This window comes from Streptomyces sp. 8L (assembly GCF_020176795.1).
Classification (GTDB): domain Bacteria; phylum Actinomycetota; class Actinomycetes; order Streptomycetales; family Streptomycetaceae; genus Streptomyces.
On record NZ_JAIUKE010000330.1, the window covers coordinates 1 to 14,711 of the forward strand.

Sequence of the window (14,711 nt, forward strand, 5' to 3'; positions counted from 1 at the left end):
CGGCGCCGCCGGCCGGGGACTCCACGCTGGGGCTCGTACACCGGCAGGACTATGTGGACGCGGTGCGCGCGGCGTCGGAGGACCCGCGCTCGGCGGACCCCTCCTACGGCCTGGGCACGGTGGACGATCCGGCGTTCGCGGGGATGCACGAGGCGTCCGCGCTGATCGCGGGTCTCTCGGTGGCGGCGGCCGAGGCCGTGTGGGGCGGCGGGGCCGCGCACGCGGTGAACTTCACCGGCGGGTTGCACCATGCCATGCCGGGCGCGGCGTCCGGGTTCTGCGTGTACAACGACGCGGCCCTCGCCATCGCGCGGATGCTGGAACTCGGCGCGGAACGCGTCGCGTACGTCGATACGGACGTGCACCACGGGGACGGTGTCCAGGCCGCGTTCTGGGAGGACCCGCGGGTCCTGACGATCTCGCTGCACGAGGACCCGCGGACGCTGTTCCCGCAGACGGGCTGGCCGCAGGAGACCGGGTTCGGCGCGGGCGAGGGCGGCGCGGTGAACGTGGCGCTGCCGGCGGGGACGGGCGACGCCGGCTGGCTGAGGGCGTTCCACTCCGTGGTGCCCGAGCTGGTGGCGGACTTCCGGCCGCAGGTTCTGGTGTCGCAGCACGGCGCGGACACCCACTTCGAGGACCCGCTGGCGCACCTGGCGGTGTCGCTGGACGCGCAGCGCGCGGCGCAGTCCGCCTGCCACGACCTGGCGCACGAGTACGCCGACGGCGGCCGGTGGCTGGCGCTCGGAGGCGGCGGCTACGAGGTGGTGGACGTGGTGCCGCGGTCGTGGACGCATCTCGTGGGCATCGCGGCGCACCGTCCCGTCGAGCCCGAGTCGGTGCTGCCCGCGTCGTGGAGGGACGAGGTGTACGCGCGGACACGGCAGTTGGGGCCCGGCCGGATGACGGACGGCAGGGCGCCCGCGTGGCAGTCGTGGGAGGCGGGGTACGACCCGGCGGACCGGCTGGACCAGGCGATCAGGGCGACCCGCACGGCGGCGTTCCCGCTGCGGGGGCTGCTGCCGTAGAGGCTCCGGCGGTTTCGGTTTCGGTTTCGACGGCTGCGGCTGCGGCTGCGGCTGCGGCGGTTGCGTCGGCTGCGGTGGGCCCGGGCCGTGGGCGTGTCCGCCGGCGGGGGCGGGCGGGCCCGGCCCGCCCGGTGGCCGGGACGACGTACCGTTCGTACAGGAGTGTGTTACGCCAACCGTGGGGCATCCCCGGGGTTGTGGGGCGGCGGCCCGTGCGGTGCGGAAGCATCGGGCGGGTGCTGACTACCGGGGCGCTTCGCGCGCATCTGCTGGCGGCCCGCCTCGCCGGGCCCGTCGCCACCTCGCGGGAGGCGAGCCTGCGCGCCTACCGGCTGTTCGCGGCGCGAGATCCGCGGGCCACGCTGGGGCTGGCGTCCGAACGGGGCTGGCGCGAGCGGGATCTGCTGCGGCTCATGGCGGAGCGGTGCGGGGTGTCGGCCGACCCGCTCCATGTGACGGGGCCCGATGTCATCGATCCCGAGCGGACGTTGGACGCGCTGGACGCGTTCGCGCGGCGCCTCGCGCTCGCCGCGTCGCGTGGGTCCTGTGTGCTGTTCGGGACGGGCCATCCGGACCGGCTGCTGGGGTTCTACGGCGATATCGCAGACGCCTTGTCGACGGCGGGATGTGATGTCCTCATGCCGGCGCAGGGGAGATGTGTCGACATAGCGACCCGGTTCGGTCTACGCACATACCGCTTGGACTATGTCCGGGGAGTGGCGTTGGTGCGTGAACCGGGAGCGCGGTGCGCCGGGAGTGAGACCGGCGCACACTCCCATTCGCCGCTGCCCGTACGGATGGTCCTGGAGGCCGCCGCGGCTGCGGGAGGGCCGCTTCCCGACCTGGTCGTGGGGGACCACGGATGGGTCTGCGGTGCAGGTCAGCTCGGTGTCGAGGCGATCGGCCTGGCAGACACGGACGACCCGGCCGTGTTCGTCGGCGAAGCGGAGGGCAGGGTCTCCGTGGCGGTGCCGCTGGACGATGCCGCGCGCTCCGCCTACTACCGTCCACTGGTGCGGTATGTACTCAATCGAGCGTGTCTGTCACGGTAAGCAGCCGTGAGGTGCTCCTCTTCCCCACTCGTACCACCCGCCCCTACCCTGGTAGTGAGCGCACAGCGACGAAGAGTCACCGGAGGGGAAGCCGGCGGCCGTTGCAGTGCGGAAGGTACAGGTGGGTCATGGCTGCTGGCAATGAAAGGCCTCTCAACGAGGTCAAGTTCCTTACCGTGGCGGAAGTCGCCTCGGTGATGAGAGTGTCGAAGATGACCGTGTACCGGCTGGTGCACAGCGGTCATCTGCCGGCGATCCGGGTGGGCAGGTCCTTCCGGGTTCCGGAGCAAGCGGTTCACGAGTACCTCAGGGACTCCTACGTGGGGGTGGAATCGGCCTGACGGAGGCCGTCGGCTCCCCTCGGATTACGTCCGCCACTCGGCGGCGGGTAGGCTGGCCCGACGTAGGTCGTGTGGGCCCAGACGCCCCGCACCGAGTGAGAAGAAGTGAGCGAGGGTAGTCGTGGGCTCTGTTATCAAGAAGCGGCGCAAGCGGATGGCCAAGAAGAAGCACCGCAAGCTGCTCAAGCGCACGCGCGTTCAGCGTCGCAACAAGAAGTGAGCGAGTCCCCGCGAAGGCGGGGACGTTGCCGGAAACGGCACGCTGTACGCAGTGGCGGCCCTCCCGCCGGTATCCGGTGGAGGGGCCGCCATCTCGCATGTCCTGAGCCTGTGCGTTCGCGGGCCGCCCGGTTCGCGATCCGTTGAGGAAAGGCGCCGTCCGTGGGCAGAGTGGTGCTCGTCACCGGAGCCGCCAGGCAGCTCGGGGGCCGTCTCGTACGGCGCCTGCGGCGTGAGCCGGGCGTGGAGCGGGTCGTCGCGGTGGACGCGGTCGACCCCGGGCACGCCCTGGACGGCGCGGTGTTCGTCCGCGCCGACATCCGGAAACCGGCGATAGCGCGCGTGCTGGCCGAGCACCGGGTCGACACGGTCGTCCACATGGATGTGACGGGCACTCCGCTCGGCGGCGGCAGCAGGGCCTCCGTCAAGGAGAGCAACGTGATCGGCACCATGCAGCTGCTCGGTGCCTGCCAGAAGTCCCCCGCGGTGCGCCGCCTCGTCGTGAAGTCCAGCACCAGCGTGTACGGGTCCGCGCCACGGGACCCGGCCGTCTTCACGGAGACGACACCGCCGAAGTCACTGCCGAGCGGCGGCTTCGCGAAGGACGCGGTGGAGGTCGAGGGGTACGTGCGCGGCTTCGCACGCAGACGCCCCGACGTCGCCGTGTCCGTGCTGCGGTTCGCCAACATCCTCGGTCCGACGGCGGACACACCGCTCGGCGAGTACTTCTCGCTGCCGCTGCTGCCGACGGTCTTCGGCTACGACCCGCGGCTCCAGTTCGTGCACGAGGACGATGTGATCGGCGTCCTGCTGCTCGTGGCCGACGAGGAGCGCAGCGGGTCGCGCGGCAGCGGCACGTTCAATGTGGCGGGTGACGGGGTGCTGCTGCTGTCGCAGTGCGCGCGACGGCTCGGCAGCCCGACGGTGCCGGTGCTGCTGCCCGCGGTGACCTGGATGGGGTCCGCGCTGCGCACGACCGGCATGACGGACTTCGCGCCGGAGCAGATCAGGCTGTTGACGCACGGCAGGGTCGTCAGTACGGACCAGATGCGCGAGACACTGGGGTTCGCGCCCGCGTACACGACGGCGGAGGCCTTCGAGGCCTTCGCGCGCGGCCGGGGCGCGGGGCTGGTGCCGCCGCGGGCGGCCGGTGACTTCGTGGACCGGCTGTCGGTGGTGGCGGGCCGGGCCGCGGGGTTCGCCGCGGAGCGGCTCGCGGACCTCGCGGAGGACCGCTCCCCGCGCCACGGGCACGACGGTACGGGCGGGGACGACGACGCGGGCGAGGAGCGCGAGTGACATGGCCGATGCCAAGGTGATTCCGTTCGGCGACGGGAGCGGCAACGGGAGCGGCAAGCGTCCGCGCGGGCGGGGCACGAGCGCGGGGCGCGGCGGCGGCCACGAGAGGCCGCCGTCCGGCGCGGACCGCCCGCCGCTGCGGCCGGTGCCCGAGCCCGCCGCAGGGCCGGGGGCCGGCTCGGGCGGTGGCTCCGCCGACACCGGTACCGCCCGGGACGCCGGCGACGAGGGACGGCCGGGCTGGGAGGAGCGGATCGCGGCGGGCCTCGCCTTCCTGCGGCGCCGCGTGACGGGCGAGTACGAGGTCGACGACTTCGGCTACGACGAGGACCTCACCGACCAGGTACTGATGTCCCTGATCAGGCCCCTGTACGAGAACTACTTCCGGGTCGACGTCAAGGGCATCGAGAACATCCCGTCCGAGGGCGGCGCGCTGGTGGTGGCGAACCACTCGGGGACGCTGCCGCTGGACGGGCTGATGATGCAGGTCGCCGTGCACGACCACCATCCGGCGGACCGGCGTCTGCGGCTGCTCGCGGCCGACCTGGTGTTCATGCTGCCGGTCGTCAACGAACTGGCCCGCAAGGCCGGTCACACGCTGGCGTGCACGGAGGACGCGGAGGAGCTCCTCGGCCGCGGCGAGGTCGTGGGCGTGATGCCGGAGGGCTTCAAGGGCCTCGGCAAGCCGTTCGGCGAGCGGTACAAGCTCCAGCGGTTCGGCCGGGGCGGCTTCGTGTCGACGGCGCTGCGGGCGGGCGTGCCGATCGTGCCGTGCTCGATCGTGGGCGCGGAGGAGATCTATCCGATGCTGGGCAACGCGAAGACGCTGGCGCGGCTGCTGGGCATCCCGTACTTCCCGCTGACGCCGACGTTCCCGTGGCTCGGGCCGCTGGGGGCGGTGCCGCTGCCGACGAAGTGGACGATCCAGTTCGGTGCGCCGATCCCGACGGACGGGTACCCGCCGGAGGCGGCCGAGGACCCGATGCTGATGTTCAACCTCACGGACCAGGTGCGCGAGCAGATCCAGCACACGCTGTACAAGCTGCTGGTGCAGCGCAGGTCGGTGTTCTTCTGAGGCGTCCGCCCGGTGTTCCGCGTGCGTGAGGGGGTGGTTCCCGGCCGGGAACCACCCCCTCACGCACGCGGAACACCGGGCGGACGCCTCAGAAGAACACCGACCTGCGCTGCACCAGCAGCTTGTACAGCGTGTGCTGGATCTGCTCGCGCACCTGGTCCGTGAGGTTGAACATCAGCATCGGGTCCTCGGCCGCCTCCGGCGGGTACCCGTCCGTCGGGATCGGCGCACCGAACTGGATCGTCCACTTCGTCGGCAGCGGCACCGCCCCCAGCGGCCCGAGCCACGGGAACGTCGGCGTCAGCGGGAAGTACGGGATGCCCAGCAGCCGCGCCAGCGTCTTCGCGTTGCCCAGCATCGGATAGATCTCCTCCGCGCCCACGATCGAGCACGGCACGATCGGCACGCCCGCCCGCAGCGCCGTCGACACGAAGCCGCCCCGGCCGAACCGCTGGAGCTTGTACCGCTCGCCGAACGGCTTGCCGAGGCCCTTGAAGCCCTCCGGCATCACGCCCACGACCTCGCCGCGGCCGAGGAGCTCCTCCGCGTCCTCCGTGCACGCCAGCGTGTGACCGGCCTTGCGGGCCAGTTCGTTGACGACCGGCAGCATGAACACCAGGTCGGCCGCGAGCAGCCGCAGACGCCGGTCCGCCGGATGGTGGTCGTGCACGGCGACCTGCATCATCAGCCCGTCCAGCGGCAGCGTCCCCGAGTGGTTCGCCACCACCAGCGCGCCGCCCTCGGACGGGATGTTCTCGATGCCCTTGACGTCGACCCGGAAGTAGTTCTCGTACAGGGGCCTGATCAGGGACATCAGTACCTGGTCGGTGAGGTCCTCGTCGTAGCCGAAGTCGTCGACCTCGTACTCGCCCGTCACGCGGCGCCGCAGGAAGGCGAGGCCCGCCGCGATCCGCTCCTCCCAGCCCGGCCGTCCCTCGTCGCCGGCGTCCCGGGCGGTACCGGTGTCGGCGGAGCCACCGCCCGAGCCGGCCCCCGGCCCTGCGGCGGGCTCGGGCACCGGCCGCAGCGGCGGGCGGTCCGCGCCGGACGGCGGCCTCTCGTGGCCGCCGCCGCGCCCCGCGCTCGTGCCCCGCCCGCGCGGACGCTTGCCGCTCCCGTTGCCGCTCCCGTCGCCGAACGGAATCACCTTGGCATCGGCCATGTCACTCGCGCTCCTCGCCCGCGTCGTCGTCCCCGCCCGTACCGTCGTGCCCGTGGCGCGGGGAGCGGTCCTCCGCGAGGTCCGCGAGCCGCTCCGCGGCGAACCCCGCGGCCCGGCCCGCCACCACCGACAGCCGGTCCACGAAGTCACCGGCCGCCCGCGGCGGCACCAGCCCCGCGCCCCGGCCGCGCGCGAAGGCCTCGAAGGCCTCCGCCGTCGTGTACGCGGGCGCGAACCCCAGTGTCTCGCGCATCTGGTCCGTACTGACGACCCTGCCGTGCGTCAACAGCCTGATCTGCTCCGGCGCGAAGTCCGTCATGCCGGTCGTGCGCAGCGCGGACCCCATCCAGGTCACCGCGGGCAGCAGCACCGGCACCGTCGGGCTGCCGAGCCGTCGCGCGCACTGCGACAGCAGCAGCACCCCGTCACCCGCCACATTGAACGTGCCGCTGCCGCGCGACCCGCTGCGCTCCTCGTCGGCCACGAGCAGCAGGACGCCGATCACATCGTCCTCGTGCACGAACTGGAGCCGCGGGTCGTAGCCGAAGACCGTCGGCAGCAGCGGCAGCGAGAAGTACTCGCCGAGCGGTGTGTCCGCCGTCGGACCGAGGATGTTGGCGAACCGCAGCACGGACACGGCGACGTCGGGGCGTCTGCGTGCGAAGCCGCGCACGTACCCCTCGACCTCCACCGCGTCCTTCGCGAAGCCGCCGCTCGGCAGTGACTTCGGCGGTGTCGTCTCCGTGAAGACGGCCGGGTCCCGTGGCGCGGACCCGTACACGCTGGTGCTGGACTTCACGACGAGGCGGCGCACCGCGGGGGACTTCTGGCAGGCACCGAGCAGCTGCATGGTGCCGATCACGTTGCTCTCCTTGACGGAGGCCCTGCTGCCGCCGCCGAGCGGAGTGCCCGTCACATCCATGTGGACGACCGTGTCGACCCGGTGCTCGGCCAGCACGCGCGCTATCGCCGGTTTCCGGATGTCGGCGCGGACGAACACCGCGCCGTCCAGGGCGTGCCCGGGGTCGACCGCGTCCACCGCGACGACCCGCTCCACGCCCGGCTCACGCCGCAGGCGCCGTACGAGACGGCCCCCGAGCTGCCTGGCGGCTCCGGTGACGAGCACCACTCTGCCCACGGACGGCGCCTTTCCTCAACGGATCGCGAACCGGGCGGCCCGCGAACGCACAGGCTCAGGACATGCGAGATGGCGGCCCCTCCACCGGATACCGGCGGGAGGGCCGCCACTGCGTACAGCGTGCCGTTTCCGGCAACGTCCCCGCCTTCGCGGGGACTCGCTCACTTCTTGTTGCGACGCTGAACGCGCGTGCGCTTGAGCAGCTTGCGGTGCTTCTTCTTGGCCATCCGCTTGCGCCGCTTCTTGATAACAGAGCCCACGACTACCCTCGCTCACTTCTTCTCACTCGGTGCGGGGCGTCTGGGCCCACACGACCTACGTCGGGCCAGCCTACCCGCCGCCGAGTGGCGGACGTAATCCGAGGGGAGCCGACGGCCTCCGTCAGGCCGATTCCACCCCCACGTAGGAGTCCCTGAGGTACTCGTGAACCGCTTGCTCCGGAACCCGGAAGGACCTGCCCACCCGGATCGCCGGCAGATGACCGCTGTGCACCAGCCGGTACACGGTCATCTTCGACACTCTCATCACCGAGGCGACTTCCGCCACGGTAAGGAACTTGACCTCGTTGAGAGGCCTTTCATTGCCAGCAGCCATGACCCACCTGTACCTTCCGCACTGCAACGGCCGCCGGCTTCCCCTCCGGTGACTCTTCGTCGCTGTGCGCTCACTACCAGGGTAGGGGCGGGTGGTACGAGTGGGGAAGAGGAGCACCTCACGGCTGCTTACCGTGACAGACACGCTCGATTGAGTACATACCGCACCAGTGGACGGTAGTAGGCGGAGCGCGCGGCATCGTCCAGCGGCACCGCCACGGAGACCCTGCCCTCCGCTTCGCCGACGAACACGGCCGGGTCGTCCGTGTCTGCCAGGCCGATCGCCTCGACACCGAGCTGACCTGCACCGCAGACCCATCCGTGGTCCCCCACGACCAGGTCGGGAAGCGGCCCTCCCGCAGCCGCGGCGGCCTCCAGGACCATCCGTACGGGCAGCGGCGAATGGGAGTGTGCGCCGGTCTCACTCCCGGCGCACCGCGCTCCCGGTTCACGCACCAACGCCACTCCCCGGACATAGTCCAAGCGGTATGTGCGTAGACCGAACCGGGTCGCTATGTCGACACATCTCCCCTGCGCCGGCATGAGGACATCACATCCCGCCGTCGACAAGGCGTCTGCGATATCGCCGTAGAACCCCAGCAGCCGGTCCGGATGGCCCGTCCCGAACAGCACACAGGACCCACGCGACGCGGCGAGCGCGAGGCGCCGCGCGAACGCGTCCAGCGCGTCCAACGTCCGCTCGGGATCGATGACATCGGGCCCCGTCACATGGAGCGGGTCGGCCGACACCCCGCACCGCTCCGCCATGAGCCGCAGCAGATCCCGCTCGCGCCAGCCCCGTTCGGACGCCAGCCCCAGCGTGGCCCGCGGATCTCGCGCCGCGAACAGCCGGTAGGCGCGCAGGCTCGCCTCCCGCGAGGTGGCGACGGGCCCGGCGAGGCGGGCCGCCAGCAGATGCGCGCGAAGCGCCCCGGTAGTCAGCACCCGCCCGATGCTTCCGCACCGCACGGGCCGCCGCCCCACAACCCCGGGGATGCCCCACGGTTGGCGTAACACACTCCTGTACGAACGGTACGTCGTCCCGGCCACCGGGCGGGCCGGGCCCGCCCGCCCCCGCCGGCGGACACGCCCACGGCCCGGGCCCACCGCAGCCGACGCAACCGCCGCAGCCGCAGCCGCAGCCGCAGCCGTCGAAACCGAAACCGAAACCGCCGGAGCCTCTACGGCAGCAGCCCCCGCAGCGGGAACGCCGCCGTGCGGGTCGCCCTGATCGCCTGGTCCAGCCGGTCCGCCGGGTCGTACCCCGCCTCCCACGACTGCCACGCGGGCGCCCTGCCGTCCGTCATCCGGCCGGGCCCCAACTGCCGTGTCCGCGCGTACACCTCGTCCCTCCACGACGCGGGCAGCACCGACTCGGGCTCGACGGGACGGTGCGCCGCGATGCCCACGAGATGCGTCCACGACCGCGGCACCACGTCCACCACCTCGTAGCCGCCGCCTCCGAGCGCCAGCCACCGGCCGCCGTCGGCGTACTCGTGCGCCAGGTCGTGGCAGGCGGACTGCGCCGCGCGCTGCGCGTCCAGCGACACCGCCAGGTGCGCCAGCGGGTCCTCGAAGTGGGTGTCCGCGCCGTGCTGCGACACCAGAACCTGCGGCCGGAAGTCCGCCACCAGCTCGGGCACCACGGAGTGGAACGCCCTCAGCCAGCCGGCGTCGCCCGTCCCCGCCGGCAGCGCCACGTTCACCGCGCCGCCCTCGCCCGCGCCGAACCCGGTCTCCTGCGGCCAGCCCGTCTGCGGGAACAGCGTCCGCGGGTCCTCGTGCAGCGAGATCGTCAGGACCCGCGGGTCCTCCCAGAACGCGGCCTGGACACCGTCCCCGTGGTGCACGTCCGTATCGACGTACGCGACGCGTTCCGCGCCGAGTTCCAGCATCCGCGCGATGGCGAGGGCCGCGTCGTTGTACACGCAGAACCCGGACGCCGCGCCCGGCATGGCATGGTGCAACCCGCCGGTGAAGTTCACCGCGTGCGCGGCCCCGCCGCCCCACACGGCCTCGGCCGCCGCCACCGAGAGACCCGCGATCAGCGCGGACGCCTCGTGCATCCCCGCGAACGCCGGATCGTCCACCGTGCCCAGGCCGTAGGAGGGGTCCGCCGAGCGCGGGTCCTCCGACGCCGCGCGCACCGCGTCCACATAGTCCTGCCGGTGTACGAGCCCCAGCGTGGAGTCCCCGGCCGGCGGCGCCGACCGCACGTCGACGGCCTCGTCGAGCCCGTACGCCCGTACCAGCCCCATGGTCAGCGCGAGCCGCACCGGGTCCATCGGGTGATCGGCACCGAACCTGTACGCGGTGACCGCGTCATCCCACATCAGCAGTGCGCGGCCGTTCCTTCCCGTCATGCCCGCCACCGTATCCGCCGGGCACCCGCGCGAACGAGCGGGCGTAGAACAGCGTCGCCGCGACCATCACCATCGGCACGAGCATCGCCCCCCGGTAGTTCCAGGCGTCGCCCAGCGCCCCCACCAGCGGCGCGCCGATCAGGAATCCGACATAGTTGAAGATGTTGAGGCGTGCGACGGCCGCGTCGCTCGCGGCGGGGAACATCCGGCCCGCCGCCGCGAAACACTGCGGCACCAGCAGGCACAGACCGAACCCCAGCAGCGTGAAGCCGAGAATCCCGGACCACGCGCCGGTCGCCGCGGCCACCACCGCGAACCCCGCCGCCGCGAGCAGCGACCCGAACCGCACGACGGGGACGGGACCGAACCGCCGCACCCCGAGGTCCCCGAGCGCCCGGCCGAGCAGCGTCGTCACCATGTACGCGTTGTACGGGACGGTCGCCAGCTCCGCCGAACTGCCCAGCGTGTCCTTGAGGTACTTGGCCGACCAGTTGGAGACGGTCGAGTCGCCGATGTACGCGAACGCCATCACCAGGCACAGCGGCAGCAGCGCACGGAACACCACACCGGAAGCGCCCTCGCGGGCCGGCCCGCCGTCCGCCGGCGCGCCGGGCCCCGCATCCGGCACCACCGCCGGGGGGTCGGCGTCCGCGTACCACCGGCTTCCGATCAGGGCCGCGGGCAGCAGCACCGCCACCGCGGGCAGGTACGAGACGAACAGCGCGAGATCCCAGTGCGCGCCGGCCCAGGCGAGCGACGCCCCCACGATCCCGCCGAGGCTGTACGCGGCGTGGAAGCCGAGCATGATGCTCCGGCCGTATGTGCGCTGGAGGCTCACGCCCAGCATGTTCATCGACGCGTCGAGCCCGCCCACGGCCAGCCCGAACACGCCGAGGCAGGCGGCGGCCTGCCACATCTCGCCGCCCGCGCCGACGCCCAGCAGCGCGAGCATGACCACCGGCTGGAGGCACCGCAGCAGCAGCGCGGGCCGCACCCGGGCCACCACCCGCTCGGTGAGCACGCTTCCGGCGCCCGCGAGGACCGGCACGGCGGCCAGGAACACCGGCAGCAGCCCGTCGGGTATCCCATACCGGTCCTGGATCGCGGGGATACGGGTCACCAGCAGGGCGAACGTCACCCCCTGGGCGAAGAAACTCACACAGAGGGAGAACCGGCCCCGCCGCAGCCGCGCATCCGTCATGGCGCGACAGCGTAGAACGCGTGGCTACCGATGGGTAGAGAATGCGCAGACCCAATCGGAGGCCGCCTGGCGGCGGGCTACGCGAGCAGCGCCGGCAGTTCGGCCATCGTGGAGAAGTAGCCGTCGGCACCGGCCAGTTCGTCCACGGGTGTCATCGCGGTGAACGCGTATACGTCCATCCCGGCGGCCTGTCCCGCCGCCAGCCCGAGCGGACTGTCCTCGACCACGGCGCACCGCCCGGGCCGGACTCCCATGCGCTCGGCCGCGTGGAGGAAGAGGTCGGGGGCGGGCTTGCCGCGCCCGACGTCCTCGGCGCTGAAGATGACATCGTCGGAGAACCATCGGTCGAGCCCGGTCGTGCGGTGCCCCACTCGAATCCGCTCATGGCCCCCGGAGGAGGCCACACAGTACGGGACGCCCTCGGCCCGCAGTCCGTCCAGTACCTCGGGCACCCCGTCCACCGGGCGGAGTTCACGCTCGAACGCGGCGAACACCCGGGCGTGCAGGGTGTCGTCGAAGTCTCCGGGCAGCTGCCTTCCGGTGCGCTCCGCGACCAGATCGTGCACCCGGTGCAGCGCCGCCCCCATGTAGTCGCGCACGGACTCCTCGTACGTGGTGGGGTGCCCCAACTCGGTGAGGTATGCGGCGAGGATCGTGTTGGAGATCGGCTCACTGTCGACGAGGACGCCGTCGTTGTCGAAGATGATCAGGTCGTAACGCATACGCACGACCCTAGAGGTGCCTCGTCACGGCGTGCGCGGCACACCACCCCGGCCGCCCTGGCCACCCTGGAAAAGGGGGCGCGGTGAGCTTGGCCATCATCTCGCGTCCGTCTGCTCGATCGTCGGTACGGTGACGTACTTGTCGCCGCGCCGGGTGCGTCGCCACACGGGCTCGTCCCCGCCGATCACAGCGACCCCGTCGAAGAGTTGCCGGTCGTCGATCAAAACGCGCTTGCCTTCGGCCGAAACGGCATCGTTGGCCGTGTTCCAGGCGGCCCCCAGAGCTCCCATCATCGGGAGACCTCGACGCCTGCCTGTCCGCAGGCTCCCGGCCGTCCGCTTCACATTCGTCCAAGAAGAGCGTGTTGTTCCGCAGGCTCGGCCTGGGTGGGTCTGCGGGTCCTAGGCGTGATGGGGCTAGATGTGAAGCGTTATCGGTGCTGGTTGGGGGGCGAAAGTGAAGGGGTCCACCGAGAAAGGAACCCCCTTGTGTCTTACCCCACTGATCGTCCCGCCGCATGGTTCGTCACCGGCGCATCGCGCGGCCTGGGGCTCGCGCTGGTGACCCATTTGCTCGAGCGCGGCGATCAGGTCGCTGCCACGACGCGCTCCGCCGAGCGCCTCCTGGCCGGTTTGGCCGGCGTCGACACCTCGAACCTGCTCGCCCTGGAGGTGTCGCTGACCGATGAGGCCCAAGTGACCCACGCCATCAGCGAGACCACCAAGCGTTTCGGCCGGATCGACGTCGTGGTCAACAACGCCGGCTACGGATATCTCGGCGCAGTCGAGGAGACCAGCAGCGCGGACGTGCAGGCGATGTTCGACGTGCAGATCGGTGGCTCGTGGAACGTGATCCGTTCCGTCCTGCCGCAGATGCGTGCCGCAGGCAGTGGACACATCGTCAGCATCTCCTCGATCCTCGGGGTCCTCTCCTTCCCCGGCTGGGGCCTGTACTGCGCGGCGAAGTTCGCCCTTGAAGGACTCTCAGAGTCCCTGGCCGCAGAGGTCGCCGATTTCGGGGTCCGTGTGTCGATCGTGGAGCCGGGCTACTTCAACACCGACTTCCTCACCGACGACTCCCTCGCCCTCGCCGACGACGTCTCGGACGCCTACCCCGGCATCCGCGAGATGATCCAGGCCCACCAGGCGATGCCCGGCAGCCAGCCTGGCGACCCTGCCAAGGCTGCCGAGGCTCTGATCACCATCGCACAGCGCGAGGACGGCCCGTTGCGCCAGCAGCTCGGGTCCGATTCCTCCAGCCTCGCCGAGGGCAAGGCCGACTCACTCAAGGCCGAGATCCTCGCCGGCCGTGTGCTCGCGCACAGCACGGACTACGTGCGCTGAGCGATCAGCTCCGCACAGACAGAATCCGCATGCCCCTCAGGGGGCCGGTGTCGCGGAAACACTCGCAGCGCCGGCCCCGCGCCAGGCCGCCTGCCGGCATCTCGGCGCGAAGCAGACCTCGTCAGGGGGAGAATGACGCCATGAGCGAGCCACACCACGAGCTAGGAGAATTCCTCCGTCGCGCGCGCGCCGGCCGTGACCCCGAGTCGACCGGGCTGCTCCCCGATGGGCGGATACGGCGTGTTCCCGGGTTGCGCCGCGAAGAGGTCGCTCTACTCGCAGGAGTCTCCACCGATTACTACACACGCCTCGAACAAGGCCGAGACGTCACGCCGTCAACCCAGGTCATCGAGGCGCTGATCCGGGCACTGGATCTCGACGCCGCAGGACAGGCGTACCTGCACACACTGATCGGTGCTGTGGGACCGCCGGTCACTCGCCCTCGTCCCTCCGTCCAACGCGTCCGCCCCGGCCTGCATCAGCTCTTGGACTCGTTCATCTCGCAGCCCGCCATGATCCTGGGTCGCCGCACTGACGTCCTTGCCTCGAACAGGCTCGCGCGTGCGCTGTTCGCCGACTTCGAGGCCATGCCGACCAAGCACCGCAACTATGCGCGTTGGCTGCTCCTCGACGATCACGCACGCTCCTTGTTCCTCGACTGGGAGCAGCAGGCACGCAACGCCGTCGAGGCCCTCCGCCTCGACGCCGCCTCGACACCGAACGACCAGGGCACCCAGCTGCTCATCGGTGAGCTGTCCCTCGCCAGCCCCGACTTTCAACACTGGTGGTCCGCCCACCGGGTCCACCAGCGCACCCACGGCACCAAACGCCTCGACCATCCCATCGTCGGCGTCCTCGATGTGCAGTTCGAGTCCCTTCCGCTGCCCGGCGACATCTCCCAAACGCTCTACATCTACACAACAGAGCCAGGAACAACCTCGCACGAAGCGCTCACCCTGCTGGCCAACTGGACACAGCCGTCACTGCCTGACGCCGACCGCCGAACAATCAACTAACCGGCAAATTACCTGTAACCGGTTACAAACAGTCCGAGCGGTCCGCGAATTGGGATGAGCCAGAAAAGGGGGCGCGGTGAATGGGTCTGGATATATGGGTCTGGATATGCGGAAAGGGCCTGCACACCGTGCAGACCCTTCCCACATACTCAACAATT

The 14,711-nt window shown here is 71.2% G+C and carries 16 protein-coding genes and 1 pseudogene; 8 read left to right on the forward strand and 9 right to left on the reverse strand.

Annotated features, from left to right (window positions below):
* From LCE31_RS24925 to LCE31_RS24950, 6 genes are all read left to right on the forward strand, one after another.
* On the forward strand, positions 1-1,028 hold a 1,028-nt coding region (locus LCE31_RS24925; protein WP_225017834.1), incomplete at its 5' end, for an acetoin utilization protein AcuC.
* Positions 1,029-1,264: 236 nt separating this feature from the next.
* Complete coding sequence (locus LCE31_RS24930; RefSeq protein ID WP_225017836.1) at positions 1,265-2,080, forward strand: phosphatase; 816 nt, start codon at positions 1,265-1,267, stop codon at positions 2,078-2,080.
* Positions 2,081-2,208: 128 nt separating this feature from the next.
* Complete coding sequence (locus LCE31_RS24935; RefSeq protein ID WP_225017838.1) at positions 2,209-2,421, forward strand: helix-turn-helix domain-containing protein; 213 nt, start codon at positions 2,209-2,211, stop codon at positions 2,419-2,421.
* A 121-nt stretch (positions 2,422-2,542) separates the two neighbouring features.
* Positions 2,543-2,641, forward strand: coding sequence for a 30S ribosomal protein bS22 (locus LCE31_RS24940; protein ID WP_003948845.1), 99 nt, complete (start codon positions 2,543-2,545; stop codon positions 2,639-2,641).
* A 161-nt stretch (positions 2,642-2,802) separates the two neighbouring features.
* Positions 2,803-3,939, forward strand: a complete 1,137-nt coding sequence (locus LCE31_RS24945; protein WP_225017840.1) for an NAD-dependent epimerase/dehydratase family protein — start codon at positions 2,803-2,805, stop codon at positions 3,937-3,939.
* 1 nt (position 3,940) lies between these two features.
* Positions 3,941-5,014: a lysophospholipid acyltransferase family protein gene (locus LCE31_RS24950; RefSeq protein ID WP_225017843.1), complete on the forward strand. Its 1,074-nt coding sequence runs from the start codon at positions 3,941-3,943 to the stop codon at positions 5,012-5,014.
* Positions 5,015-5,102: 88 nt separating this feature from the next.
* On the opposite strand, the gene LCE31_RS24955 is transcribed toward LCE31_RS24950, so the two are convergent.
* From LCE31_RS24955 to LCE31_RS24995, 9 genes and pseudogenes are all read right to left on the reverse strand, one after another.
* Positions 5,103-6,176, reverse strand: a complete 1,074-nt coding sequence (locus LCE31_RS24955) for a lysophospholipid acyltransferase family protein (RefSeq protein ID WP_225017843.1) — start codon at positions 6,174-6,176, stop codon at positions 5,103-5,105.
* A gap of 1 nt (position 6,177) precedes the next feature.
* On the reverse strand, positions 6,178-7,314 hold the full coding sequence (locus LCE31_RS24960; protein WP_225017840.1) for an NAD-dependent epimerase/dehydratase family protein: 1,137 nt from the start codon (positions 7,312-7,314) through the stop codon (positions 6,178-6,180).
* Positions 7,315-7,475: 161 nt separating this feature from the next.
* Positions 7,476-7,574, reverse strand: coding sequence for a 30S ribosomal protein bS22 (locus LCE31_RS24965; RefSeq protein ID WP_003948845.1), 99 nt, complete (start codon positions 7,572-7,574; stop codon positions 7,476-7,478).
* Positions 7,575-7,695: 121 nt separating this feature from the next.
* On the reverse strand, positions 7,696-7,908 hold the full coding sequence (locus LCE31_RS24970; protein ID WP_225017838.1) for a helix-turn-helix domain-containing protein: 213 nt from the start codon (positions 7,906-7,908) through the stop codon (positions 7,696-7,698).
* 128 nt (positions 7,909-8,036) lie between these two features.
* Positions 8,037-8,852 carry a phosphatase gene (locus LCE31_RS24975; RefSeq protein WP_225017836.1) on the reverse strand — a complete coding sequence of 272 codons (816 nt, stop codon included), beginning with the start codon at positions 8,850-8,852 and terminating at the stop codon, positions 8,037-8,039.
* A gap of 236 nt (positions 8,853-9,088) precedes the next feature.
* Complete coding sequence (locus LCE31_RS24980; protein WP_225017846.1) at positions 9,089-10,270, reverse strand: acetoin utilization protein AcuC; 1,182 nt, start codon at positions 10,268-10,270, stop codon at positions 9,089-9,091.
* The gene (locus LCE31_RS24985) at positions 10,230-11,471 is read right to left on the reverse strand and encodes an MFS transporter (protein WP_225017848.1); all 1,242 of its coding nucleotides are present in this window, start codon (positions 11,469-11,471) and stop codon (positions 10,230-10,232) included. Before LCE31_RS24985 ends, LCE31_RS24980 begins: the two co-directional genes overlap by 41 nt.
* 77 nt (positions 11,472-11,548) lie before the next feature.
* Positions 11,549-12,193 carry an HAD family hydrolase gene (locus tag LCE31_RS24990; RefSeq protein WP_225017851.1) on the reverse strand — a complete coding sequence of 215 codons (645 nt, stop codon included), beginning with the start codon at positions 12,191-12,193 and terminating at the stop codon, positions 11,549-11,551.
* A gap of 126 nt (positions 12,194-12,319) precedes the next feature.
* Positions 12,320-12,475 (reverse strand): annotated as a pseudogene (locus LCE31_RS24995) (ISL3 family transposase); the annotation flags it as partial.
* Between the two features lie 207 nt (positions 12,476-12,682).
* On the opposite strand from LCE31_RS24995, the gene LCE31_RS25000 reads away from it, so the two are divergent.
* Together LCE31_RS25000 and LCE31_RS25005 are read left to right on the forward strand one after the other, a co-directional pair.
* Positions 12,683-13,537 carry an SDR family NAD(P)-dependent oxidoreductase gene (locus tag LCE31_RS25000; RefSeq protein WP_225017853.1) on the forward strand — a complete coding sequence of 285 codons (855 nt, stop codon included), beginning with the start codon at positions 12,683-12,685 and terminating at the stop codon, positions 13,535-13,537.
* A 140-nt stretch (positions 13,538-13,677) separates the two neighbouring features.
* Positions 13,678-14,553 (forward strand): helix-turn-helix transcriptional regulator, encoded by an 876-nt coding sequence (locus tag LCE31_RS25005; RefSeq protein WP_225017856.1) that lies wholly within the window; start codon positions 13,678-13,680, stop codon positions 14,551-14,553.
* Positions 14,554-14,711 lie beyond the last annotated feature (158 nt).

Coding starts and splice junctions, on each gene's coding strand:
- LCE31_RS24980 (WP_225017846.1), bottom strand. CDS start 10,270: ATGACGGGAAGGAACGGCCGCGCACTGCTGATGTGGGATGACGCGGTC.
- LCE31_RS24970 (WP_225017838.1), bottom strand. CDS start 7,908: ATGGCTGCTGGCAATGAAAGGCCTCTCAACGAGGTCAAGTTCCTTACC.
- LCE31_RS24990 (WP_225017851.1), bottom strand. CDS start 12,193: ATGCGTTACGACCTGATCATCTTCGACAACGACGGCGTCCTCGTCGAC.
- LCE31_RS25005 (WP_225017856.1), top strand. CDS start 13,678: ATGAGCGAGCCACACCACGAGCTAGGAGAATTCCTCCGTCGCGCGCGC.
- LCE31_RS24955 (WP_225017843.1), bottom strand. CDS start 6,176: ATGGCCGATGCCAAGGTGATTCCGTTCGGCGACGGGAGCGGCAACGGG.
- LCE31_RS24935 (WP_225017838.1), top strand. CDS start 2,209: ATGGCTGCTGGCAATGAAAGGCCTCTCAACGAGGTCAAGTTCCTTACC.
- LCE31_RS24985 (WP_225017848.1), bottom strand. CDS start 11,471: ATGACGGATGCGCGGCTGCGGCGGGGCCGGTTCTCCCTCTGTGTGAGT.
- LCE31_RS24950 (WP_225017843.1), top strand. CDS start 3,941: ATGGCCGATGCCAAGGTGATTCCGTTCGGCGACGGGAGCGGCAACGGG.